General features: G+C 72.0%; 20 protein-coding genes and 1 pseudogene. 10 read left to right on the top strand and 11 right to left on the bottom strand.

The features are described from left to right. Window positions 1-110: 110 nt before the first annotated feature. From secG to rsgA, 11 genes and pseudogenes are all read right to left on the bottom strand, one after another. Entirely contained in the window at window positions 111-374 is a 264-nt protein-coding gene (gene secG / locus AB0I42_RS35505; RefSeq protein WP_212820767.1) for a preprotein translocase subunit SecG, read from the bottom strand. A gap of 122 nt (window positions 375-496) precedes the next feature. Beyond that, a complete protein-coding gene (tpiA, locus tag AB0I42_RS35500) occupies window positions 497-1,288 on the bottom strand; it encodes a triose-phosphate isomerase (RefSeq protein WP_357544154.1) in 792 nt (263 codons plus the stop codon). A 4-nt stretch (window positions 1,289-1,292) separates the two neighbouring features. Further along, on the bottom strand, window positions 1,293-2,495 hold the full coding sequence (locus AB0I42_RS35495) for a phosphoglycerate kinase (RefSeq protein WP_357544153.1): 1,203 nt from the start codon (window positions 2,493-2,495) through the stop codon (window positions 1,293-1,295). After that, entirely contained in the window at window positions 2,492-3,496 is a 1,005-nt protein-coding gene (gene gap / locus AB0I42_RS35490; protein WP_357544152.1) for a type I glyceraldehyde-3-phosphate dehydrogenase, read from the bottom strand. The genes AB0I42_RS35495 and gap overlap by 4 nt, the downstream gene beginning before the upstream one ends. 253 nt (window positions 3,497-3,749) lie before the next feature. Beyond that, window positions 3,750-4,730, bottom strand: a complete 981-nt coding sequence (gene whiA, locus AB0I42_RS35485) for a DNA-binding protein WhiA (protein ID WP_357544151.1) — start codon at window positions 4,728-4,730, stop codon at window positions 3,750-3,752. A gap of 56 nt (window positions 4,731-4,786) precedes the next feature. Further along, window positions 4,787-5,788: a uridine diphosphate-N-acetylglucosamine-binding protein YvcK gene (yvcK, locus tag AB0I42_RS35480; protein ID WP_357544150.1), complete on the bottom strand. Its 1,002-nt coding sequence runs from the start codon at window positions 5,786-5,788 to the stop codon at window positions 4,787-4,789. Further along, complete coding sequence (gene rapZ / locus AB0I42_RS35475; protein WP_357544149.1) at window positions 5,785-6,687, bottom strand: RNase adapter RapZ; 903 nt, start codon at window positions 6,685-6,687, stop codon at window positions 5,785-5,787. Before rapZ ends, yvcK begins: the two co-directional genes overlap by 4 nt. Before the next feature lie 167 nt (window positions 6,688-6,854). Then, window positions 6,855-9,059: an excinuclease ABC subunit UvrC gene (uvrC, locus tag AB0I42_RS35470; protein WP_357544148.1), complete on the bottom strand. Its 2,205-nt coding sequence runs from the start codon at window positions 9,057-9,059 to the stop codon at window positions 6,855-6,857. A gap of 119 nt (window positions 9,060-9,178) precedes the next feature. After that, complete coding sequence (locus AB0I42_RS35465) at window positions 9,179-9,646, bottom strand: Rieske (2Fe-2S) protein (protein WP_357544147.1); 468 nt, start codon at window positions 9,644-9,646, stop codon at window positions 9,179-9,181. 286 nt (window positions 9,647-9,932) lie between these two features. Continuing rightward, window positions 9,933-12,830 (bottom strand): annotated as a pseudogene (gene uvrA, locus AB0I42_RS35460) (excinuclease ABC subunit UvrA); the annotation flags it as partial. Window positions 12,831-13,190: 360 nt separating this feature from the next. Beyond that, entirely contained in the window at window positions 13,191-14,258 is a 1,068-nt protein-coding gene (rsgA, locus tag AB0I42_RS35455; protein WP_357544146.1) for a ribosome small subunit-dependent GTPase A, read from the bottom strand. A 220-nt stretch (window positions 14,259-14,478) separates the two neighbouring features. Between rsgA and AB0I42_RS35450 the strand changes: the two genes are divergently transcribed. From AB0I42_RS35450 to AB0I42_RS35405, 10 genes are all read left to right on the top strand, one after another. Continuing rightward, window positions 14,479-15,195, top strand: coding sequence for a maleylpyruvate isomerase family mycothiol-dependent enzyme (locus AB0I42_RS35450; protein WP_357544145.1), 717 nt, complete (start codon window positions 14,479-14,481; stop codon window positions 15,193-15,195). Between the two features lie 11 nt (window positions 15,196-15,206). Further along, the gene (locus tag AB0I42_RS35445; RefSeq protein ID WP_357544144.1) at window positions 15,207-15,860 is read left to right on the top strand and encodes an MBL fold metallo-hydrolase; all 654 of its coding nucleotides are present in this window, start codon (window positions 15,207-15,209) and stop codon (window positions 15,858-15,860) included. 258 nt (window positions 15,861-16,118) lie between these two features. Continuing rightward, on the top strand, window positions 16,119-16,694 hold the full coding sequence (locus AB0I42_RS35440; protein ID WP_212820791.1) for a TerD family protein: 576 nt from the start codon (window positions 16,119-16,121) through the stop codon (window positions 16,692-16,694). 188 nt (window positions 16,695-16,882) lie between these two features. Continuing rightward, window positions 16,883-18,079, top strand: coding sequence for a DUF475 domain-containing protein (locus tag AB0I42_RS35435; RefSeq protein WP_357544143.1), 1,197 nt, complete (start codon window positions 16,883-16,885; stop codon window positions 18,077-18,079). Between the two features lie 28 nt (window positions 18,080-18,107). Continuing rightward, entirely contained in the window at window positions 18,108-18,692 is a 585-nt protein-coding gene (locus AB0I42_RS35430) for a TerD family protein (RefSeq protein ID WP_357520114.1), read from the top strand. 106 nt (window positions 18,693-18,798) lie between these two features. Then, window positions 18,799-19,992: an HpcH/HpaI aldolase/citrate lyase family protein gene (locus AB0I42_RS35425; protein ID WP_357544142.1), complete on the top strand. Its 1,194-nt coding sequence runs from the start codon at window positions 18,799-18,801 to the stop codon at window positions 19,990-19,992. After that, window positions 19,989-21,431 carry a phosphoribosyltransferase family protein gene (locus AB0I42_RS35420; protein ID WP_357544141.1) on the top strand — a complete coding sequence of 481 codons (1,443 nt, stop codon included), beginning with the start codon at window positions 19,989-19,991 and terminating at the stop codon, window positions 21,429-21,431. The genes AB0I42_RS35425 and AB0I42_RS35420 overlap by 4 nt, the downstream gene beginning before the upstream one ends. Then, a complete protein-coding gene (locus tag AB0I42_RS35415; RefSeq protein ID WP_357544140.1) occupies window positions 21,428-22,564 on the top strand; it encodes a cysteine protease StiP family protein in 1,137 nt (378 codons plus the stop codon). The genes AB0I42_RS35420 and AB0I42_RS35415 overlap by 4 nt, the downstream gene beginning before the upstream one ends. Next, window positions 22,561-23,394 carry a hypothetical protein gene (locus tag AB0I42_RS35410; RefSeq protein ID WP_357544139.1) on the top strand — a complete coding sequence of 278 codons (834 nt, stop codon included), beginning with the start codon at window positions 22,561-22,563 and terminating at the stop codon, window positions 23,392-23,394. The genes AB0I42_RS35415 and AB0I42_RS35410 overlap by 4 nt, the downstream gene beginning before the upstream one ends. A gap of 18 nt (window positions 23,395-23,412) precedes the next feature. Further along, the coding region (locus tag AB0I42_RS35405) for a TerD family protein (RefSeq protein WP_357544137.1) at window positions 23,413-24,137 on the top strand (725 nt) is incomplete at its 3' end.

Raw genomic sequence — 24,137 nt, 5'->3', positions numbered from 1 at the left:
CCGGACACGCTGGTGCGGGTCGCCGGCTACGCCAACGACTACCCCGGCTACCTGTCGCCTCCGGACGAGATGAGTGCGGTCCGCGCGCCGAGTCTACGACTGTTCGCGGCTCAGGAGGCGCCCGTGTTCATGGCGAGCTTGAGCCAGAGGCCGAGCCCGACGATGCAGGCGAACCACACGATGCCGACGAGAACCGTGTAGCGGTCGAGGTTCTTCTCCGCGACCGACGACCCGGCCAGGCTGGAACTGACACCGCCGCCGAACATGCTCGACAGACCGCCGCCCTTACCGCGGTGCAGCAGGATCAGCAGGGTGAGCAGGGCGCTCGTGATGACCAGCAACACGATCAACGTGTATGCGAACGCGATCGGCATAGTTAGGTCAGTCCTCTCGATTACGGGGCCGCGCCAAGGATAGCGGTAGGACCGCGATCATGTGCACCGGGTACGGATCGACCCCTCGCCACCCGTCCTGGTGGCGAGGGGTCGACGACCGGCTACCGGGAGACGTGCTCCGGGAAGCGAACGATCTTGGCGAACTCGTCGGCGTCGAGACTCGCCCCGCCGATCAGCGCGCCGTCGACGTCCGGCTTGGCCATGATGCCGGCGATGTTCGACGACTTCACCGAACCGCCGTAGAGCACCCGGGTCCGCTCGCCGGTCTCCTTGCCGAACCGCTCGGCGACCCGCTCGCGGACCGCCCCGCAGACCTCCTGGGCGTCCTCCGGGGTAGCCGTCTTGCCGGTGCCGATCGCCCAGACCGGCTCGTACGCGATGACGACCTTCTCGACCTGCTCGGCGCTGAGCCCCTTCAGGGCCGCGTCGAGCTGATCGCTGCAGTGCGCGACGTGGCCGGCCGCCTCGCGGACCTCCAGGCCCTCGCCGACGCAGAGGATCGGCGCGAGGCCGTGGGCCAGCGCCGCGGCGACCTTGGCGTTGACGGCCGCGTCGTCCTCGTGGTGGTAGGCCCGCCGCTCGGAGTGCCCGACGACGACGTACGTGCAGCCGAGCCGGGCGAGCATCGGGCCGGAGATGTCACCGGTGTAGGCCCCGGACGCGTACGGCGACAGGTCCTGGGCGCCGTACCCGATCAGGAGCTTGTCGCCGTCGATCAGCGTCTGCACGCTGCGCAGGTCGGTGAACGGCGGCAGCACCACCGTCTCGACCTCGGTCAGCTGCTTCTCGTTGAGGCTGAACGCCAACTTCTGGACCAGCGCGATCGCTTCCAGGTGGTTGAGGTTCATCTTCCAGTTGCCGGCCATCAACGGCCGGCGGACAGTGTCAGCCACCGAGCTATCCTTCCAGCGCCGCGATGCCCGGGAGGATCTTGCCCTCCAGGTATTCCAGCGAGGCACCCCCGCCGGTCGAGATGTGTCCGAACGCGGACTCGTCGAGTCCGAGGGTGCGTACGGCCGCCGCCGAGTCGCCGCCGCCGACGACCGTGAACCCGTCGACCTTGGTGATCGCCTCGGCGACGCCACGGGTGCCGGCCGCGAACGGCTCCAGCTCGAACACGCCCATCGGCCCGTTCCAGAAGACCGTGCGGGCGTCGCCGATCACCTCGGCGAAGAGGCTGACGCTGCGCGGGCCGATGTCCAGCCCCATCCGGTTGGCCGGGATGGTGGCGGCGTCGACGACGGTCCGCTCCGCGTCGGCCGAGAACGCCGTGGCCGCGACCACGTCGACCGGCAGCACGATCCGGTTGCCGCCACGCTCCAGCAGGTCCCGGCAAATTTCGACGCGGTCCTCCTCCAGCAGCGACTGGCCCACCTCGAAGCCCTGCGCCTTGAGGAACGTGAAGCACATGCCGCCGCCGACCAGCAGCCGGTCGACCTTCGGCAGCAGCGACTCGATCACCGCCAGCTTGTCGGAGACCTTCGAGCCGCCGAGCACGACCACGTACGGCCGCTCCGGGTCGCCGGTCAGCTTGGCCAGCACCTCGACCTCACGCAGCACCAGCCGGCCGGCGAAGTGCGGCAGCCGCTCCGGTACGTCGTAAACGCTGGCGTGCTTGCGGTGCACGGCACCGAAGGCGTCGTCGACGTACGCGTCCGCGAACGCGGCGAGCTGGTCGGCGAACGCGCCCCGCTCGGCGTCGTCCTTGCTGGTCTCCCCCGGGTTGAACCGCAGGTTCTCCAGCAGCGCCACCTGCCCGCCGGTCAGCGCGCCGACCGCGGCCCGCGCCGACTCACCGACGGTGTCCCCGGCGAAGACCACCTGGGAGCCGAGCAGGTCACCGAGCCGGGTCGCCACCGGCGCCAGGCTGTATTTCGGGTCCGGCGCGCCCTTGGGCCGCCCCAGGTGCGAGACCACGACCACGGCCGCACCGGCGTCGCGCAGCGCGGTGACCGTCGGCAGCACCGCCCGGATCCGGCCGTCGTCGGAGATGACGCCCGGATGCTCCTTCTCGAACGGGACGTTCAGGTCGGCGCGTACGAGTACGCGCCGACCCGACACACCCTCGGCGAGAAGATCATCGAGGGTACGGATGCTCACAGGGACGAACCCACCAGCTTGACCAGGTCGACCAGGCGGTTCGAGTAGCCCCACTCGTTGTCGTACCAGCCGACGACCTTGACCTGGTCGCCGATCCGCTTGGTGAGGCCGGCGTCGAAGATGCAGGAGGCCGGGTCGGTGACGATGTCGCTGGAGACGATCTCGTCCTCGGTGTAGACCAGGATGCCCTTGAGCGGGCCCTCGGCGGCGGCCTTGAGCGCGGCGTTGACGTCCTCGACCGACGCCTCACGCGACAGCGTGACGGTCAGGTCGGTGGCCGAGCCGGTCGGGATCGGCACCCGCAGCGCGTAGCCGTCCAGCTTGCCCTTCAGCTCCGGCAGCACCAGGCTGACGGCCTTGGCCGCACCGGTCGAGGTCGGCACGATGTTCAGCGCCGCCGCGCGGGCCCGGCGCAGGTCCTTGTGCGGGCCGTCCTGGAGGTTCTGGTCCTGGGTGTACGCGTGGATGGTGGTCATCAGGCCACGCTCGATGCCGAACGTGTCGTTGAGCACCTTGGCCATCGGCGCGAGGCAGTTGGTGGTGCACGACGCGTTGGAGATGATCGAGTGCTGCGCGGGGTCGTAGGTGTCCTGGTTGACACCCATGACGACCGTCACGTCCTCGTTCTTGGCCGGGGCCGAGATGATGACCTTCTTCGCGCCGCCGTCGATGTGCGCCCGGGCCTTGTTGGCGTCGGTGAAGAAGCCGGTCGACTCGACGACCACGTCGACACCGAGGTCGCCCCAGGGCAGCTTGCCCGGGTCCTTCTCCTCGAAGACCTTGACGGTGTGGCCACCGACGGTGATCTCGTCCGCGGTCGCCTTCACCTCCTGCGGGAAGCGGCCGAGGATGCTGTCGTACTTGAGCAGGTGGGCGAGCGTCGCGTTGTCGGTCAGGTCGTTGGCGGCGACGATCTCGATGTCGGCGCCCGACGCGGACACCGCCCGGAAGAAGTTGCGGCCGATGCGGCCGAAGCCGTTGATGCCAACCCGGATGGTCACAGGTTCCATCTCCTCGCATTTTGGTCCGCCGGGAAAGCCCGTGACCGGCGGAAATTCTGTGCGCCGACCGTCCGCGGTCGGCCGCCGAAGGTCACCCCGGCCGCCCCGCCACGCCTCCGGAAGAAGCTCTGACCGCCCGAGGCGGTGCGTGCGGCGGGTTGGGCCGGGTGCCGGCCCCGTCGCCGTACGCTGCGACCCTATCCGAGCGCTGTCCGTCGTGGTGCGTCGGGGCGGAAACCGCCCCGGTCGGTGCTCAGACGACCATCATGTCCGGTGTGACGGCCGCCTCGGTGTCGGGGATGCCCAGGTCACGCGCCCGCTTGTCGGCCAGGGCGAGCAGCCGGCGGATGCGCCCGGCGATGGCGTCCTTGGTCAGCGGCGGGTCGGCGAGCGCGCCCAGTTCCTCCAGCGACGCCTGCCGGTGCTCCAGCCGCAACTGGCCGGCCGACGTCAGGTGGTTGGGGGCGTCGTCGGCGAGGATCTCCAGGGCACGGGTCACCCGGGCCGCCGCCGCGACCGCCGCCCGCGCCGAACGGCGCAGGTTGGCGTCGTCGAAGTTGGCCAGCCGGTTCGCGGTCGCCCGCACCTCCCGGCGTACCCGGCGCTCCTCCCAGGCGAGGACGCTGGAGTGCGCGCCGATCCGGGTGAGCAGCGCGGCGATCGCGTCACCGTCCTTGACCACGACCCGGTCGACACCACGCACCTCGCGGTATTTCGCGGTGACCCCGATCCGGCGGGCGGCGCCGACCAGGGCCAGCGCCGACTCCGGCCCCGGGCAGGTGATCTCCAGGGCGCAGGACCGGCCGGGCTCGGTCAGCGAGCCGTGCGCCATGAACGCCCCCCGCCAGGCCGCCACCGCGCAGCACACGTTGGCCGACACCACGTGCGGCGGCAGGCCGCGCACCGGACGCCCGCGCACGTCGAGCAGCCCGGTCTGGCGGGCCAGCGCCTCGCCGTCCTTGACCACCCGCACGATGTAGTGGCTGCTCTTGCGCAGCCCACCGGACGCCAGCACGTGGATCTCACTCGGGTAGCCGTAGACCTCGGCCACCTCGCGGCGCAGCCGCCGGGCGACGGCGCCGGTGTCCAGCTCGGCCTCCACGACAACCCGGCCGGAGACGATGTGCAGGCCCCCCGCGAAGCGCAGCAGGGCGGCCATCTCCGCCCGGCGGCAGCAGGGTTTGGGTACGTCGACCCGGCTCAGCTCGTCCTTGACCGAAGCGGTCATCGCCATTTTCTCACGTCACCTCGTGGCCGGTTCCGGCTTGCTGCCGGTGTTTTCGTACGTGCTTAACGAGCGGAACCCAGTACGGGAACCAGCGCGGCCGCCAATGCGGCCGGATCGTGTCGGGGGCCGCCGTCGGAGACCGCCACCGGGGCGAGTAACAGCCGCGCACCCAGCGATTCTGCCGCACGATTGACCGGTTCGGGGTCACCTACGGCTTTCCCGTCCGCGATAACCGTGTCAACTGCCAACTCCGGAAGATACCGGTGCAGGGCCGCCAGGTGCCCGGCGACCGAAAGGCCGTCGGTCTCCAGTTCGGCGGCCAGGTTGAGGGTCACCAGCCGCCGGGCCGGGCTGGCCACGATCGCGGCGGCGAGTTCGGGCACCAGCAGATGCGGAATCACACTGGTGTACCAGCTTCCCGGGCCGAAGATCAACCAGTCGGCGTCGGCCACCGCCGCCAGCGCCTGCGGGCAGGCCGCCGGCGCGCCGGGGGTCAGGCGTACGGTCTCCACCCGGCCGGTGGTGACGGCGACCTCGTGCTGGCCGTGAACCGTGACCAGCTCGTCGGGGCGGGCCGGGTCGAGCCCCCGAACGTCGGCCTCGATCTCCACCCGGTCGCAGGACATCGGCAGCACCCGGCCGGCCGCGTCCAGCATCCGGGCCGCGTGGTCGAGCGCGGCCACCGGGTCGCCGAGCAGCTCCATCAGCCCGCACAGCACCAGGTTCCCGACCGCGTGCCCGACCAGCGGGTCGTCGGGCTGACCCGCCGGAACCGGGGTGAACCGGTGCTGGAAAAGGTCGGCACTGCGGCGCGTCTGCGGGGTGTCGGCGGTCAGCGCGACGAGCGCCTGCCGCAGGTCGCCGGGAGGCAGCGAGCCACGGTCGGTACGCAGCCGACCGCTCGACCCGCCGTCGTCGCCGACCGTCACCACGGCGGTGATGTCGAGATCGAGCCGGCACTGCCGCAGCGCGCGTAACGAGGCGGCCAGCCCGTGCCCGCCGCCGAAGGCGACGACCCGGACCGGACCCGGACCGCCGGACGCCCCCGGTCCCGGCCCCCTCACTCGCGCCCCAGGTCACGGTGTTGCGGGTTGGCCGAAAGCCAGGCCAGCCGCAGCCGGGCGGCCAACTCCTCGGCGATGGCGACGCTGCGGTGCTTCCCGCCGGTGCACCCGACGGCGACCGTCAGGTAGCGCTTGCCCTCCCGCTCGAAACCCGCGGCGGTGGAGCTGATCAGCCCGGCGTACGCCTCGATGAACGAGATCGCGCCATCCTGGCCGAGCACGTAGTCGCTGACGTCGGATTCCCGGCCGGTGTGCTCGCGCAACTCCGGCACCCAGTAGGGGTTCGGCAGGAAACGCGCGTCGAGCACGAAATCGGCGTCGGGCGGCAGGCCGTACTTGAACCCGAAGGACAGCACGGTCACCCGCAGCCGGCGGGCGTCCTCGCCCCCGAACAGCTCCTCGACCCGGCGCCGGAGCTGGTTGACGTTGAGATGGCTGGTGTCGATGATCACGTCGGCCTGGTCGCGGGCCTCCTCGAGCAGCTTGCGCTCGGCGGTGATGCCGTCGACCAGCCGTCCTTCGCCCTGCAACGGATGCGACCGCCGGACGCTCTCGAAGCGGCGGATCAGCACCTCGTCGTCGGCGTCGACGAAGACCACCCGGGGCTGGAAGCCCCGCTCCCGCAGCGCCTCGATGGCACCGGCGAGATCGGTGGAGAAGGCCCGGCTGCGGACGTCCAGCACCATCGCGGTCTGCCGGGCGGCGCCACCGGCGGCGTACGCCAGCTCGGCCATCTCGAGCATCAGTGCCTGGGGAAGGTTGTCGACGACGTAGAAGCCGACGTTCTCCAGGGCGCGGGCCACGGTGCTGCGGCCGCCGCCGGAGACACCGGTGACCACCACCAGCCTGGTGTCCGACCGGGTGGCCCCGGGTCCGTTGTCCTCACTGCGCTCGCTCACACCGCCCCCTCGCTGCGCTCGGCGGCGCCGTGCCAAGACCTGAACCTGATGGTTCGCTCGCTGCGCTCGGCGGCGTCGGGCCGGGCACTGAGCCCAATGGTTCGCTCGCTCACGATCTCCCCGTCGCGTACGGGCGGCCCGTCGGGCCGCTCGACCAGAATCCGATCCTAGGCGTCGTCACGCCGCGCGGCCGGTTCGGACCCGGCGCCGCGCGTGCCGTCCGGGCCGGCGCCGGCGTCGTCGGCCGGCCCGCCGGCGGCCGTCACGGCCGGGCCGGCGACGGCGTCCGGGCCGGTCTCCGCCCGGGCGTCCGGTGCGGGCGGCGGGGCCGGCTCGCCGCCGAGGGCCGCGAGAATCGCCTCGGCGGTGCGCGGGCCGACCCCCGGCACCTCGGTGATCTCCTCGACCGTCGCGGACGACAGGCGCTTCAGCGAACCGAAGTGGCGCAGCAACGCCTTGCGGCGTACCTCGCCGAGGCCGGGCACCCCGTCCAGGCCCGAGGCGGTCATCCGCTTGGAGCGGCGCTGGCGGTGGTAGGCGATCGCGAACCGGTGCGCCTCGTCGCGGATCCGCTGGAGCAGGTAGAGCGCCTCGGAGGTGCGCGGCAGGATCACCGGGAAGTCGTCGTCGGGCAGCCACACCTCCTCCAACCGTTTGGCCAGCCCGCACAGGGCGACGTCGTCGATGCCCAGCTCGGCCAGGACCCGGGCGACGACGGCGACCTGCGGCTGCCCGCCGTCGACGACCACGAGCTGCGGCGGGTAGGCGAACCGTCGCGGCCGGCCGGTGGTCGGGTCGAGCAGGCTGCCGGCCGGCCCCCCGTCCGGGTCGCCGTCCGGGTCGCCGTCCGGCGCGCTCTCCGCCGGCACCCCGGCGCCCACCGCACCGTCGGCCGCGACCGGGCCGCCGGACAGGCCGGGCCGGTCCGGGGTGGCGGCACCGGCGGGGGTCGCGCTGCCGGCCGGTATCTCGTCACTGGTCGCGTCGAGGTAGCGGCTGAACCGTCGGCGCAGCACCTCGGCCATCGCGGACAGGTCGTCGGTCGCGCCACGGACGGCGAACCGGCGGTATTCACTCTTGCGGGGCAGCCCGTCCTCGAAGACGACCATGCTGGCGACCACGTCGGTGCCCTGGATCTGCGAGACGTCGAAGCACTCGATCCGCAGCGGCGCGGTCTCCATGCCCAGCGCCTCGGCGAGTTCGTCGAGGGCCTTGCCACGGGTGGTCAGGTCGCCGGCCCGCTTCAGCTTGTGCCGGACCAGCGCCTCGGCGGCGTTACGACCCACCGTCTCCAGCAGGGCCTTCTTGTCACCGCGCTGCGGCACCCGCAGGCTGACCCGGCTGCCCCGGTGGTCGGACAGCCATTCGGTGAGTGCCTCGGCGTCGCCGGGCAGGGCCGGCACCAGCAGCTCCCGGGGCACGTCGGCCTCACCGTGCTCGCCGCCGTAGACCTGGGTGCAGAAGTAGTGCACCAGGTCACCGGTGGTCAGGTCCTCGACCTTCTCCACCACCCAGCCGCGCTGGCCGCGGACGCGCCCGCCGCGGACGTGGAAGACCTGGACGGCCGCCTCCAGCGGGTCCTCGGCGAACGCCACCACGTCGGCGTCGGTGCCGTCACCGAACACCACGGTCTGCTTCTCCATCGCCCGGCGCAGTGCGGCGAGGTCGTCGCGCAGCCGGGCCGCCTGCTCGAACTCCAGCCGCTCGCTGGCCTGCGACATCTCGCGTTCGAGCCGGCGGACCATGGTGTCGGTGCGCCCGGCCATGAAGTCGCAGAACCGGTCGACGATCTCGCGGTGCTCGTCGGCACCGACCTGGCCGACGCACGGCGCGGAGCACTTGCCGATGTAGCCGAGCAGGCACGGCCGGCCGGCCTGGCCGGCCGCCTTGAAGACCCCGGAGGAACAGGTGCGGGCCGGGAAGACCCGCAGCAGCAGGTCGAGCGTCTCGCGGATCGCCCAGGCATGCGAGTACGGCCCGAAGTAGCGCACGCCCTTGCGCTTCTCGCCGCGCATCACCTGCAGCCGGGGAAACTCCTCGCCGAGGGTGACGGCGAGGTAGGGGTAGGACTTGTCGTCGCGGTACTTGACGTTGAACCGCGGGTCGAACTCCTTGATCCAGGTGTATTCGAGCTGCAGCGCCTCGACCTCGCTGCTGACGATGACCCAGTCGACCGACGAGGCCGTCGTCACCATCTGCTGGGTGCGCTGGTGCAGGTGCCAGGGGTCGGTGAAATAGGAGTTGAGGCGGCTGCGCAGGTTCTTCGCCTTGCCGACGTAGATGACCCGGCCGCCGGGATCGTAGAAGCGGTAGACCCCCGGCGCCTCGGGAATCGTCCCCGGGGCGGGGCGGTAGGTCGAGGGGTCAGCCACGGCGGCAAGCCTAGCCCGTACCCCCGACACGACCCGGTCGACGGACCGGACCCGGCGGGCGGGACGACCCGGAGGCGCCGCGCGGGGCGTCGGTCGACGCCCCGCCGCGACGCCGGTCGTCAGCCCAGGACGATGTTGTCGCCCTGGACGGTGACCGTCTTGCTCTGCAGCGGCGCGGTGGCCGGGCCGCCCTGCGGCGCGCCGTCCTCGATCGAGAACCGGCTGTTGTGGCAGGTGCAGTTGATCATGCCGCCCTCGATCCGGCTGACCGGGCACTGCTGGTGGGTGCAGATCGAACTGAACGCCTTGAATTCACCCGCCGCCGGCTGGGTCACCACGACCTGCTGGGCGGCGAAGATGACCCCGCCGCCGACCGGTACGTCGGCGGTCGAACCCAGGGTGACGCCGCCGCCGGTGTCGCCGCCGCCGGTCGGTGCGGTGCCGGGCGTGGACGTGCCGCCGTCCGGGGACCCGTCGTCACCGCCGCAGGCGGCCAGTACGACGGTCGCGCCGACCGCGCCGGCACCCGCGAACAGCGAACGGCGGGTGGTGCTGCCCGGCCCGGTCACGACCTGGTCGTCACTCATGCGAAGCCCTTCCTGTCTGCTGGTGGGCCCTGGATCTTCCACGACCCACCAGAAGGCACGGAATCGAACCGGCGCTGGTTCAGCCGCGGGTCCGGGTGGCCGCCTTGCGGGGGGCGCGGGTCTTGGGCGCGGTGCCGCCGGCCCCCGCCTCGCCGTCGGTCCCACCGGCCTTCGCGCCGGCCGTACCCGCGGACTTCGCGGTCTTCGCGGCGGTCGCCCTGGCGGTCTTCGTGGCCGGGCCGGCGGTCTTCGTGGCCGGGCCGGTGGCCTTCGCACCGGTGGACCGGCCGTTGGCCTTCGCCGCCCGGGCGACCGCCGACGCGCCGCCGTCGGGCTCGCCGGTCAGGCCGAGCACCGGGCGCAGGAACTGACCGGTGTGGCTGTCGGCCACCTCGGCCAACTCCTCCGGGGTGCCGGCGGCCAGCATCGTGCCGCCGCGGTGGCCACCCTCGGGTCCCATGTCGATCAGCCAGTCGGCGGACTTGATCACGTCGAGGTTGTGCTCGATGACGATGACCGTGTTGCCCTTGTCGACCAGCCCGTCGAGGACCTTGAGCAGCTTGCGGATGTCCTCGAAGTGCAGGCCCGTGGTCGGCTCGTCGAGCACGTAGACGGTGCGGCCGCTGGAGCGCTTCTGCAACTCGGAGGCGAGCTTGACGCGCTGCGCCTCACCGCCGGACAGGGTCGGCGCGGGCTGGCCGAGCCGGACGTAGCCCAGGCCGACGTCGACCAGGGTCTTGAGGTGCCGGTGGATGGCCGGGATGGCGGCGAAGAACTCGGCCGCCTCCTCGATCGGCATCTCCAGCACCTCGGAGATGGTCCGGCCCTTGTAGTGGACCTCCAGCGTCTCCCGGTTGTAGCGGGCGCCCTTGCAGACCTCGCACGGGACGTAGACGTCGGGCAGGAAGTTCATCTCGATCTTGATGGTGCCGTCGCCCGAGCACGCCTCGCAGCGCCCGCCCTTGACGTTGAACGAGAACCGGCCGGGACCGTATCCGCGTACCTTCGCCTCGGTGGTCTCGGCGAACAGCTTGCGTACGTGGTCGAAGACACCGGTGTAGGTGGCCGGGTTCGAGCGCGGCGTACGCCCGATCGGCGACTGGTCGACGCCGACGACCTTGTCGACGTGTTCGAGGCCGCTGACCCGGGTGTGCCGGCCGGGCACCAGCCGGGCCCGGTTGAGCTGGTTGGCGAGCACCGTGTAGAGGATGTCGTTGACCAGCGTCGACTTGCCCGACCCGCTGAGCCCGGTGACGGCGATGAACTGCCCGAGCGGGAAGCTGACGGTCAGGTTCTTCAGGTTGTGCTCGCGGGCACCGTGCACGACCAGCTCGCGGCCGGCGGTCTGCGGGCGGCGGGTGGCCGGCGTCACGATCGCCTTCCGCCCGGACAGGTAGGCGCCGGTCAGCGACTCCTCGTTGGCGAACAGGTCGTCCACCGAGCCGCTGTGCACGATCCGGCCGCCGTGTTCGCCGGCGCCCGGGCCGATGTCCACGATCCAGTCGGCGGCCCGGATGGTGTCCTCGTCGTGCTCGACGACGATCAGCGTGTTGCCGAGCCCGCGCAGGCGTACGAGGGTCTCGATCAGGCGCTGGTTGTCCCGCTGGTGCAGCCCGATCGACGGCTCGTCGAGCACGTAGAGCACGCCGACCAGGCCGGAGCCGATCTGGGTGGCGAGCCGGATCCGCTGCGCCTCGCCGCCGGAGAGCGTGCCGGCACCCCGGTCGAGCGACAGGTAGTCGAGCCCGACGTCGACCAGGAACCGCAACCGGGCGTTGATCTCCTTGAGCACCCGCTCGGCGATCATCTTCTGCCGGTCGGTGAGGACCAGGCCGCCGAGCAGGTCGGCGCACTCGCCGACCGACAGGTTGGTGACCTCGGCGATGTTCTTGCCGGCCAGGGTCACCGCGAGGACCTCCGGCTTGAGCCGGGTGCCGCCGCAGGTGCCGCACGGCACGTCGCGCATGAAGCCCTCGTAGCGGTCGCGGGACCAGTCCGACTCGGTGTCGGAGTGCCGCCGCTCGATCCACTGCACCACGCCCTCGAAGCCGGTGTAATAGGAACGCTCCCGGCCGTACTTGTTGCGGTAGCGGACGTGGACCTGGTCCTCGGAGCCGTACATGATCGTCTTCTGGGCCCGGGACGGCAGCTTGCGCCACGGGGTGTCGAGGTCGAAGTGCTCGGCGTCACCGAGGGCCTCGAGCAGGCGCAGGAAGTATTCGAGGGTGTGCCCGCCGCTCCACGGCGCGATGGCCCCCTCGCGCAGGGTGCGCTCCGGGTCGGGTACGACCAGTTCGGCGTCGACCTCCTTCTTGGTGCCGAGGCCGGTGCACTCGGGGCAGGCGCCGTACGGCGCGTTGAAGGAGAAGACCCGGGGTTCGAGGTCCTCGATCGCCAGCGGGTGGTCGTTGGGGCAGGCCAGGTGCTCGGAGAAGCGCCGTTCGCGGTTGGGGTCGTCGTCGGCCAGGTCGACGAAGTCGAGCAGCACGATGCCGCCGGCCAGCGCGAGCGCCGACTCGACCGAGTCGGTCAGCCGCTGCTTGGCGCCGGCCTTGACGGTGAGCCGGTCGACCACCACCTCGATGGTGTGCTTCTCCTGCTTCTTGAGCTTGGGCGGCTCGCTGAGCGGGTGCACGACGCCGTCGACCCGGGCCCGGGCGTAGCCCTTGGCCTGCAGTTCGGCGAAGAGGTCGACGTATTCGCCCTTGCGTCCGCGCACGACCGGGGCGAGCACCATGAACCGGGTGCCCTCCGTCATGGCGAGGACCCGGTCGACGATCTGTTGCGGGCTCTGCTTGGAGATCCGCTCGCCGCAGACGGGGCAGTGCGGCTCGCCGACCCGGGCGAAGAGCAGCCGCAGGTAGTCGTAGACCTCGGTGATGGTGCCCACGGTCGAGCGGGGGTTGCGCGAGGTCGACTTCTGGTCGATGGAGACCGCGGGGCTGAGTCCTTCGATGAAGTCGACGTCGGGCTTGTCCATCTGGCCGAGGAACTGCCGGGCGTACGACGACAGCGACTCGACGTAGCGGCGCTGCCCCTCGGCGAAGATCGTGTCGAACGCGAGACTGGACTTGCCCGAGCCGGACAGCCCGGTGAACACGATCATCGCGTCCCGCGGCAGGTCGAGGTTGACGTCGCGCAGGTTGTGCTCGCGCGCGCCGCGGATGATCAGTCGGTCGGCCACTGTCCGCCCACTCCCAGTTGCAATATAAGGGGATCTGTCCGGGGCACCGGCACAGTAACGATGTCGTCACTCATCGACTTGATCTCGTCGACACCTGATCCCATCGACGCCTGATCTCATCGACGCTGATGCCCGCCGGTCGTAGATGCCAACGACACAGAAACGTCGCGGCTACTGTATCCGCGGGGTATGACAGTTTTCCCCTCCCCCGAATTCCCGCGACCCGCCCCACACCCCCGACCCCAGGTCACCGGGGGCGGCGGCGCCACGGACGGCCGGTGCCGCGCCCGCGCCCGACGCGCCGGCCGGGGCCGACGGCCAGGGGCCGCCAGCCAGGGGCCGCCAGCCAGGGGCCGACGGCTAGGGGCGGGCACCCCCGGCCCGCTGGTCCCGGTCGATCCGCTTCCACCTGGCCCGGTGCTCCGCCGCCACCCGGGCGTCGCGGCGGCGGGTCTCGAACGCCACCTCGCGCTGGAGCTTGCGCCAGCTCTCCCAGCGCCGGCCGGTCAGGTCACCGGACTCCAGCGCGGCCCGCACCGCGCACCCCGGTTCGCCGTTGTGCGCGCAGTCCCCGAACCGGCACCCGGCAGCCAGCTCGGCGATGTCGGCGAATGCCTGGTCGAGTCCCCCGGCGGCGTCGAGCAGGCCGACCGCGCGTACCCCGGGGGTGTCCAGCACCGCGCCGCCGCCCGGGATCGGGATCAACGCCCGGTAGGTGGTGGTGTGCCGGCCCTTGCCGTCGACGCCGCGGACCCCCTGGGCGGCCATCACGACCGCCCCGGCGAGGGCGTTGACGAGGGTCGACTTGCCGGCGCCGGACGGGCCCAGCAGGGCCAGGGTCCGGCCGGCGGCGATCGACGGCCGCAGCGTGTCGAGGCCGTCGCCACGCTGCGCGCTGACCGCCACGATCTCCACGCCGGGCGCGATCTCGGCGATCTGCCGGGCCACGGCCGCCGGATCGGCGGCCAGGTCGCACTTGGTGAGGACGACCACCGGCCGGGCCCCGGACTCCCAGGCGAGCGCCAGCAGTCGTTCGATCCGGCCGACGTCCGGCGCCGGGTCCATCGGCTCGACGACGGCCACGGTGTCGACGTTGGCGGCCAGCACCTGACCGGTCGAGTCCTTGTCGGCGGTGCGCCGTACGACGGCGGTGCGCCGGGGCAGCACCGCCTCGACGGTGACCCGCTGGTCGGGCCAGTGCCGGACCACCACCCAGTCGCCGGCACAGGGCAGGTTCGCCGGGTCACGGCCGGCGGCGACCAGGACCCCGCCGGCGAGACTGGCGCGTACGGTGCCGTCGGCGCACAGCACGGTGCAGGCGCCGCGGTCGACGCGGATGACCCGGCCGGGTCGATGACTGGGATCGGGCGCGCGGAACGCGGCGGCCCGCTCGGCGTCCCAACCGAGGGACGTGATGTCGAACGTCATGGGAACCTTCTCGTGCGTGATGGTGCCGGCGGCCCGGTGCGGGCCGTCAGATACCCGGTGAGACGGGGCTGGTCACGTTCGCCCGCATGGATGGCGGCATGGACTGGCACCCCCTCTCGGTTCCTGCGTGACGCGTCGGCATCGACGGTAGAGCCTCCCCCGACCCGCCGAAAGGCATTTCCGTCCTGCCCCCTGGCGGTACGGCGGTTAGGGTCGGACCGTGACGGCTGACCCGCTCGTACTCATGGCCGAGGTGCGACGCGCGACCGACCGGCTGCTGTCGACGGTGGCGGACCTTTCCGACGCGGCGGTCGCCGCGCCGTCGGCGCTGCCGGGCTGGAGCCGCGGACACGTGCTGACCCACCTGGCGCGCAACGCCGACGGGATGACCAACCTGCTGGAGTGGGCGCGGACCGGGGTGGTGACCCCGCAGTACCCGAGCTGGGAGCGCCGGGTCGCCGACATCGAGGCGGGCGCCGGGCGCCCGCTGGCGGTCCAGCTCGCCGACCTGCGCGACTCGGCCGCCCGGCACGCCGCCACGGCCGACCGGCTGACCAGCGAGATGTGGCTCACCACGCTGGAGATCCCGGACCGCCCGCAGACCGCGGCGTACGGGGTGTGGCGACGGCTGCGCGAGGTCGAGGTGCACCACGTCGACCTCGCCGCCGGCTACCACCCGGCGGACTGGCCGGACGCGTTCAGCCTCCACCTGCTGCGCGAGATCGTCGACGGGTACGCCGGGCGCGACGACGCGCCGAACGTGGTGCTGTGCCCGGTGGAGACGGGGCAGGAACTGTCCGTCGGAGCGGCCGGGGCGGCGCCGACGGTTTCCGGGCCGGCGCACGCGCTGGCCGGGTGGCTCACCGGGCGGTCCACCGGCGAGTCGCTCCAGGTCACCCCGGACGGACCGCTGCCGAATCCGCCGAGCTGGATGTGAAGGAAACCCCGATGCCTTATACCGGAGATGTCGCGCCGGGCGGCCCACCCGACGTACGCGAACTGGACGACCTGGTCATCACCAAGCTCTCGGTCGGACCGATGGAGAACAACGCCTACCTGCTGCGCTGCCGGGCGAGCGGCGACCAGGTGCTGATCGACGCCGCCAACGAGGCGCCACGGCTGCTGGAACTGGTCGGCGACGGCGGGCTGTCCGCGGTGGTCACCACCCACCAGCACATGGACCACTGGGTGGCGCTGGAGGAGGTGGTGGCGACCACCGGCGCCCGGTCGCTGGTGCACACGCTCGACGCCGAGGGGCTGCCGATCCCGTCCGAGCCGCTGGCCGAGGGCGACACCGTACGCGTCGGCGACTGCCCCCTGGAGGTGATCCACATCGTGGGGCACACGCCGGGGTCGATCGCCCTGCTCTACCGCGACCCGGCGGGGGTGCCCCACCTGTTCACCGGGGACAGTTTGTTCCCGGGCGGGGTCGGCAACACCGACAAGGACCCGCAGCGGTTCGCTTCCCTGATCGACGATGTCGAACACAAGCTCTTCGACCGGCTGCCCGACGAGACCTGGTTCTATCCCGGTCACGGCAAGGACAGCACGCTGGGTGCCGAACGGCCGGGGGTGCCGGAGTGGCGGGCCCGCGGCTGGTGACGCCGGGCCGGTTCGGTCGGCGGTTCGTCCGTGACAATCCGTTTCTCAGGATTCTTTGATCTCACGGTGGTAACCTCCCCGTTCCGTGAGGTCAGGTCGCCCATCGAGGGTGCGTCACGTGTTGCGTCGGTCTGCGACGCTCGGTGAGGCAGCCGGGAGACCCGGCCTCACAGTGGTATTACACGCTGGTACGGGCTGCGGCCCGGCCACAAGTTCATTCGCGGGATCGTCCCGCCGTGCAGTGAGTTGGAGGAGTTCGTGGGAGTCAGCCTCAGCAAGGGTGGCAACGTCAGCCTCACCAAGCAGGCCCCGGGTCTGACGGCCGTCACGGTCGGCCTGGGCTGGGACGTACGCACCACCACCGGCACCGATTTCGACCTCGACGCCAGCGCCATCATCTGCAACGCCTCGGGCAAGGCAATTTCGGACCAGCACTTCATCTTCTTCAACAACCTGACCTCGCCCGACGGGTCGGTGCAGCACCTCGGTGACAACCTCACCGGTGAGGGTGACGGCGACGACGAGCAGCTCAACGTCAACCTCGCCGGCGTGCCCGGCGACGTCGACAAGATCACGTTCACCGTGTCGATCTACGACGCCGAGGGCCGCAGCCAGTCGTTCGGCCAGGTCGCCAACGCCTTCATCCGGGTGGTCAACCAGGCGGGCGGCGAGGAGCTGGCCCGTTACGACCTCTCCGAGGACGCCTCGACCGAGACCGCCATGGTGTTCGGCGAGCTCTACCGGCGTGACGCCGAGTGGAAGTTCCGGGCCGTCGGCCAGGGCTATGCTTCCGGCCTGCGGGGCATCGCGCAGGACTTCGGCGTCAACGTCTGACAACCGGCGGCGCAGCCAGCCGCCTGCACTTTCACTCCGCGGGTCGTCCTTCCAACCGGACGGGCGGCCCGCGGCCGTGTGAACGACACCACTTCGAGACCTCCCGCCGGACGATCTTCAACCGGTCCATCGAACGATCTCCACCAGCACATCGACATCCTCTGACAACTGTCCATTCGGAGCGCCACGTGTTCTTACGTACCTTCTTCTGGTCCCTGGCGATCACTGTGGCGACTCTGATCGCCGCAGCCTGGTTCGGTGGCCCTACCGCGTTGGTCCTGGTCGCGGTGCTGATCGTGCTGGAGGTCTCCCTCTCGTTCGACAACGCCGTCATCAACGCCAGCGTGCTGCAACGCATGTCGCGGTTCTGGCAGAAGATCTTCCTCACCGTCGGTATCGCGATCGCCGTCTTCGGTATGCGGCTGGTCTTCCCGGTGCTGCTGGTGACGTTCACCGCCGGCCTCGGCCCGATCGAGGCCTTCCAGCTGGCCATCGACTCGCCCGACGACTACCAGCACGCGCTGGAGGAGGCGCACCCGGCCATCGCGGCGTTCGGCGGCATCTTCCTGCTGATGATCTTCCTCGACTTCATGTTCGAGGACCGCGAGATCAAGTGGATCAAGCCGATCGAGGCGGTGCTGGCCAAGCTCGGCCGGCTCGACCACCTGTCGGTCGTCGTCGGCCTCGGCGTCCTGCTGGTCGCGGGCGAACTGCTCGCCGGCGACAACTCGGCGACCGTACTCACCTCCGGCCTCTACGGCATCGTGACCTACCTGCTGGTCAAGGGCCTCGGCGAACTGTTCGAGTCGGCCGGCGAGAACCTGGTCGAGAACGTCACCCACGAGTCCGAGGACGCGGACGGGTCGAAGGACGCGAAGAACCCGACGACCGCGCCCGGCGTACCGGCGACCAACGCGGTGGCCGAGGCCGTCGCGGCCGACGCGAAGACCAAGACCGAGACCAAGGGCGGACAGCCGGTCACCGTCGCCGTCGGCAAGGCCGCGTTCTTCCTGTTCCTCTACCTCGAGGTCCTCGACGCGTCGTTCAGCTTCGACGGCGTCGTCGGCGCGTTCGCGATCACCTCGAACATCTTCATCATCGTCGCCGGCCTCGGCGTCGGTGCCTTCTTCGTCCGTTCGATCACCGTTTACCTGGTCAACAAGGGGACGTTGGCCGAGTACGTCTATCTGGAACACGGTGCGCACTGGGCGATCGGCGCGCTGGCCACGATCCTGATCCTGACCATCAACATCCACATCAACGAGATCTTCACCGGCCTCATCGGCCTCGCCTTCATCCTCGCCTCGTTCGCCAGCTCGGTGGTCCGCAACCGCCGTGCCGGCGCCGGCTCCGACCAGTCGGGTTCCGAACTCGCGAAGGTCTGACGGACACACCAACGCAGGGAGCAGCACCATGGCAGTGCAATTGACCAAAGGGCAGCGGGTCTCACTCGAGAAGCCCGGTGGCACCCTGACCCGGATCCGAATGGGCCTGGGCTGGGACGCCGCACCCGCCAAGGGATTCTTCGGCAAGCTGCGCGGCGGCGGCGGAGGCATCGACCTCGACGCGTCGTGCCTGCTGCTCGACGGCTCGGGTCGGCTGCTCGACCAGGTGTGGTGGCGGCAACTGCGCAGCAAGGACAACTCGATCGTCCACACCGGTGACAACACCACCGGCGAGGGCGACGGCGACGACGAGTCGATCATCGTCGAACTGGGTCAGGTGCCCGCCGCGGTGCAGACCCTGGTCTTCACCGTCAACTCGTTCACCGGCGAGGACTTCTCCCGGGTCGCCAACGCCTACTGCCGGGTGGTCGACGAGACCAACGGCAGCGAGTTGGCCCGCTTCACCCTGACCGGATCCGGCACCCACACCGCGCTGGTGATGGCCCGGGTCAACCGCCAGGGCGCCGGCTGGGCGCTCACCGCCATCGGCGCCCCCGGCAGCGGCCGCACGTTCCAGGAACTCATGCCCCTGGTGGCCGCCAACCTGGCCTGACCGCCCGGGTCGATCCGCACCACCCGCCGGCACCACCCGCCGGCGGGCCACCCATCACCACGTGGCGCGCCGCGCCCCCGTCCCGGGAAGAGAAGAAAGGACAGCCATGCGCTACTTCTCCCACCTGGTCGGGGGTGCGGCGGACACGCTGTTCCACCGCCCCCCGACCGACTTCGCCCGCGACTCACCGCCCGAACGGCTGGCCCTCGCCCTCGGCGCCACCCTCTACTCCCCCGCCGTACGCCCCCAGCTCGCCTCCGACATCGCCCGGTGCCACACCGAGGGCGTGATGAGCATGGTGTGCTGCCTCGAGGACGCCATCCGCGACGACGAGGTCGACGCGGCCGAGATCAACCTTCCCCGGCAGCTACGGCAGGTGGCGCAGCAACGCCCCGACGGCCCGTTGCTCTTCGTCCGGGTCCGCCACCCCGACCAGATCTACCGGCTCGCCGAACGGCTCGGCGACGACCTCGGGGTGCTCAGCGGCTTCGTCCTGCCCAAGTTCCGCGCCGACGACTCCGGGCATGCCGGGCTGCGCGCCGTACGCGACGTCGCCAGGGCCACCGGCCGCCCGCTGTACGCCATGCCGGTGCTGGAGACCCCCGAGATCGCACACGCCGAGACGCGGCAGGGCACCCTGCTCGCGATCCGGCACCTGCTCGACCTCAACCGCGACCTGATCCTCGCCGTACGGGTCGGCGCAACCGACCTGAGCAGCGTCTACGGCCTGCGCCGGCCGGCCGAACTGACCGCCTGGGACATCGGCGTCGTCGCCTCGGTGCTGACCGACATCATCAACGTCATGGCCCGCCGCGACGGCACCGGCTATCTCGTGACCGGCCCGGTGTGGGAGTACTTCTCCGGCGGCGAACGGGTCCTGAAGCCGCAACTGCGGGTCACCCCGTTCGAGGACCACGACGACAGCGGCCGGCTGCTGCGCCGCCACCTGGTCCGACAGGCGCTCGACGGCCTGATCCGGGAGCTGCTGCTCGACCGCTCGAACGGGCTCAACGGCAAGACCGTCATCCACCCGAGCCACGCGGCGGCCGTACACGCCCTCAGTGTTGTCAGCCACGAGGAATACAGTGACGCGGTGGCGATCTGCGACGACTCGGCCGGCGGCCTCGGCGGTGGCGTGCTGCGCAGCCTCTACGGCAACAAGATGAACGAGGTCAAGCCGCACCGCCCGTGGGCCGAGCAGACCCTGCTGCGGGCCAGCGTGTTCGGCGTGGCCGCCGAAGGGGTGGGCTTCGTCGACTTCCTCGACGCCACCGTCAGCCCGCCGGAGCTCGCCGCTTGAGCCGCACCGACACGACCTGGTCCGGGACCTGGGTCACCGAACGCCTCGGCATCCGCCTCGTCGACACCGCCGCTCCCGGCACGCCGGCAGACACCCCGCACCTGGCCGACCTCGCCGGCCTGGCCGTCCGGCGCAACCCCCGCCGCGCCCACCTGATCGTCTCCGAGGTGCTCGGCAAGCACATCCCGGTCGACCCGCGGACCGTCTACACCGCGGGCTGGCTGCTCGGCCGGCGGGTCGCCGAACTGCTCGGCGCGAAGCTGACCGACATCGACGCCGTACCCGGGCCGGACCGTGCCCCGGCCCCCGGCTCCGGGATCCCGCCGGCCGGCGTCGCGCACCTGCCCGAGCCGCCCCTCGTCGTCGGATACGCCGAGACCGCCACCGCCCTCGGACACGTCGTCGCCGACGTCTTCGCCGGCGCCGACTACCTGCACTCCACCCGCCGGCCGGTGCCCGGCGTGCCGCTGCTCGGCAGCTTCGACGAGACCCACAGCCACGCCACCGAGCACCTGCTGCTCCCGGCCGACCCGGGCTGGCTCGACCGGCCCGGCCCGCTCCTGCTCGTCGACGACGAGCTGTCCACCGGGCGGACCGCGGCGGCGACGATCCGCGCCCTGCACGCCCTACGGCCCCGCGAGCACTACGCCATCGCCGCCCTGCTCGACCTGCGCGGCGGCCCCGACCAGCGGATGCTCGCCGAACTCGGCACCGAGCTCGGGGCCCGGGTCGACGTGGTGTCGCTGGCCGCCGGCGGCGTCGTCCTCCCCGACGACGTGCTCGAACGCGGCCGCGCACTGGTCGACGCCGTCGACACCGGGCGGCCCCCGGCCGCCCCGCGCCGTTCGGGCGGCCGGTCGCCGGCACCGCGCCGGGCGCCGTCGGACGTCGTACGGGTCGACGCCGACTGGCCGGCCGACCTGCCCGACGGCGGCCGGCACGGGTTCGCCGCCCGGCACCGGCCGGCCCTGGCCAAGGCGGTGTCCCGGCTCGCCGAACAGGTCGCCGCCGGGTTCCCCGACGACGCGCGGATCCTCGTACTCGGCACCGAGGAGTTCATGTACGCCCCGCTCGCCCTGGCCTGCCGGCTGGCGCGGACCCGACCCGGTCCGGTCCGGTTCTCCTCCACCACCCGCTCGCCGGTGCTCGCCGTCGACGAGCCCGGATACGCGATCCGCACCACGCTGACGTTCCCTCCGCACGACCACGAGACCGACGGCGTCCGGTACGTCTACAACGTCGCGCCGCCAGATGCCGCCGAACCGTTCGACCGGATCGTGCTGGTCGTCGACCGGACCGCCGACACCCCGCGGCTGTGGCAGGACGACGGGCTGGTGGCGGCACTGCGCGCGGTCAGCGGCGGCGTCACCGTCGCGGTCGTACCCGATCTGGTCCCGGTGGTCGCCACGGCGCCGGCCGGACAGGAGGTAGCCCGATGACCCTGCCCACGCCGCTTCACGGCCCGGCGTTCTCCTCGTACGACGCGGCCGAGGTGACCTGGCTGCTGACCGACCTGTCGGACGTGGAGTTGGAGGCCCCGGTCGAGCAGCGGGAGGCGCGGATCCAGTCCGGCGCCGCCCACTACGCCGAGTCGCTGCCGACCGAATACCAACCGTCCGGGGAATACCTGGAGCTGTTCCACGCCGCGCTGGCCGAATCCGCCGACCGCGTCGCGCACGCGGTCGGGGTGGTCACCGAACTGGTGCTGGCGCAACGGGAGGCGCCGGTGCTGGTGTCGCTGGCCCGGGCCGGTACCCCGATCGGCATCCTGATGCGCCGCTGGGCGCGGTACGCCCACGGCGTCACCCTGCCGCACTACACCGTGTCGATCGTGCGGGACCGCGGCATCGACCGGGTGGCGATGCGCTACCTGGCCCGGCACCACGACCCGGCCCAGGTGATGTTCGTCGACGGATGGACCGGCAAGGGCGCGATCTCCCGGGAGCTGCGGACGGCCGTCGACCTGCTGGCCGAACAGGACGGCCTGGTCTTCGACCCGACGCTGGCCGTGCTCGCCGACCCCGGCAACTGCGTGACCGTGTTCGGCACCCGCGACGACTTCCTGATCCCGTCGGCGTGCCTCAACTCGACGGTGTCCGGGCTCGTGTCGCGCACCGTGCTCAACGACCGGCTGATCGGGCCGGGACAGTTCCACGGCGCGAAGTTCTACCGGCACCTCGCCGACGTCGACGTCTCCAACCTGCTGCTCGACCGGATCACCGAGCGGTTCCCGGCGGTCGCCGACCGGGTCGCCGCCGACTGGCCGGCCCTGGCCGCGGCGGACCGTACCCCGGACTGGAGCGGCTGGCACACCGCGCTCCGGCTGACCCGCGAGTACGGCCTCGACAACGTCAACCTGCTCAAGCCCGGGGTCGGCGAGACGACCCGGGTGTTGCTGCGCCGGGTGCCGTGGCGGGTGCTGATCCGCCCCGACGCCGTCGCCGACCTCGGGCACGTACTGCTGCTCGCCGAGCAGCGCGGCGTGCCGGTGGAGAAGGTGGCCGACCTGCCGTACTCGGCGGTGGGTCTGATCCGGCCGCGTGGCGCGGCCGGGACGGACGTGGCGTCGTGAGCACGGTCATCGCCACCGACCTCGACGGCACGGTGCTGTTCTCCGAACGCGCGATGGCGGCCGGCGCCACCCGCCCCGACCCGGCCGACCTGGTGCCGGTCGACATCGACGGCGACCGCACCTACGCCTACATGACGACGGCCACCGCGGCCCGCTGGGCCGAGCTGGCGGCGGCCGGGGTGGTGGTGCCGGCCACCACCCGGTCGGTCCCTCAATACCTGCGGCTGCGGCTGCCCGGCCGGGCACCGTCGCTGGCGATCGTCTGCAACGGGGCCCGGCTGCTCGTCGACGGCGAGTCCGACCCGGTCTGGGAGCGGCAGGTCCGCCGCAACATGGCCGCCGCCGCGGCCACGTTCGACGCGGTCTGGCAGCAGGGCGTCGACTGGCACGGCCGGCGCGGGTTCGCCGCCGTGCGCGCGGTCGAGGACTTCTTCCTCTACCTGACGGTGGAGACCCGCGAGGCGTGGCTGCCGGACTTCGCCGCCGAGGCCGGCGAGTGGGCCGGCGCCTGCGGCTGGCGGGTGTCGCTGCAGGGCCGCAAGCTCTACCTGCTGCCGTCCAGCCTGGACAAGGCCGCCGCCGTCGCCCACGTCGCCGAGCGGCTGGCCGCCGACCGGGTCGTCGCCGGCGGCGACTCGCTGCTCGACGCCGATATGCTGCGGGCCGCCGACGCGGCCATCCGGCCCGCGCACGGCGAGCTGCACCTGACCGGATTCACCGTGCCGCACTGCCGCACCACCGCGTCCGCCGGCGCCGCCGCCGGCGACGAGATCGTGCGGTGGTACGGCGAACAGACCATCGACCGGCCGACGTCCACCGCGTCCCGCTGACACCACGAGGAGACGAAGATGTCCACCGCCCTGGTCAAGGGGCAGAACACCGCCCTGACCGCGCCCCAGGTACGGGTCGTGGTCGAGGTCGCCTGCCCGACCGACCTGTCCGCGCTGCTGGTCGCGGCGAACGGCAAGGTACGTTCCGACGCCGATTTCGTCTTCTACAACCAGCCGAACGGGCCGGGGGTCTCCTGCCGGCAGCCTTCACCGGGCCAGCCGTGGGAGGTCTCGGTCGACACCGGCGCGGTGCCGGCCGACGTGGACAAGGTCCGGATCGTCGTCAGCGTCGACGGGCAGGGCCAGCGGTTCGGCCAGGTGGCGCCGCCGACCGCCCGGGTCTACGACGCGGCCGGCGCCGAACTGGTCAACTACGCCGTCACCGGCCTCGCCACGGAGAGCATCGTCATCGCGCTGGAGCTCTACCGGCGGGCCGGGGCGTGGAAGGTCCGGGCGGTCGGGCAGGGCTACGCCGGTGGCCTCGCCGACCTGATCCAGGACCACGGCGTCGTGGTCGACGGGGCACCCGCCCCCGCCACGGCGGCACCCGCGCCGGCCCCGCAGGCCGCGCCGCCGCCCCCGCCGCCGGTGACGCAGGCCCCGCCGCCCCCGCCGCCGGTCGCCCAGGCCCCGCCGCCGCCCCCGCCGCCCCCGCCGAGCGCGCCGCCCGCGCCGCAGTACACGCCGCCGCCGGCCGCACCCGCGCCGCAGTACACGCCACCGCCGGCCGCACCCGCGCCGCA

Source organism: Polymorphospora sp. NPDC050346 (assembly GCF_040655695.1).
Lineage (GTDB): Bacteria > Actinomycetota > Actinomycetes > Mycobacteriales > Micromonosporaceae > Polymorphospora > Polymorphospora lycopeni.
This window is presented reverse-complemented; position numbering and strand designations above follow the sequence as displayed.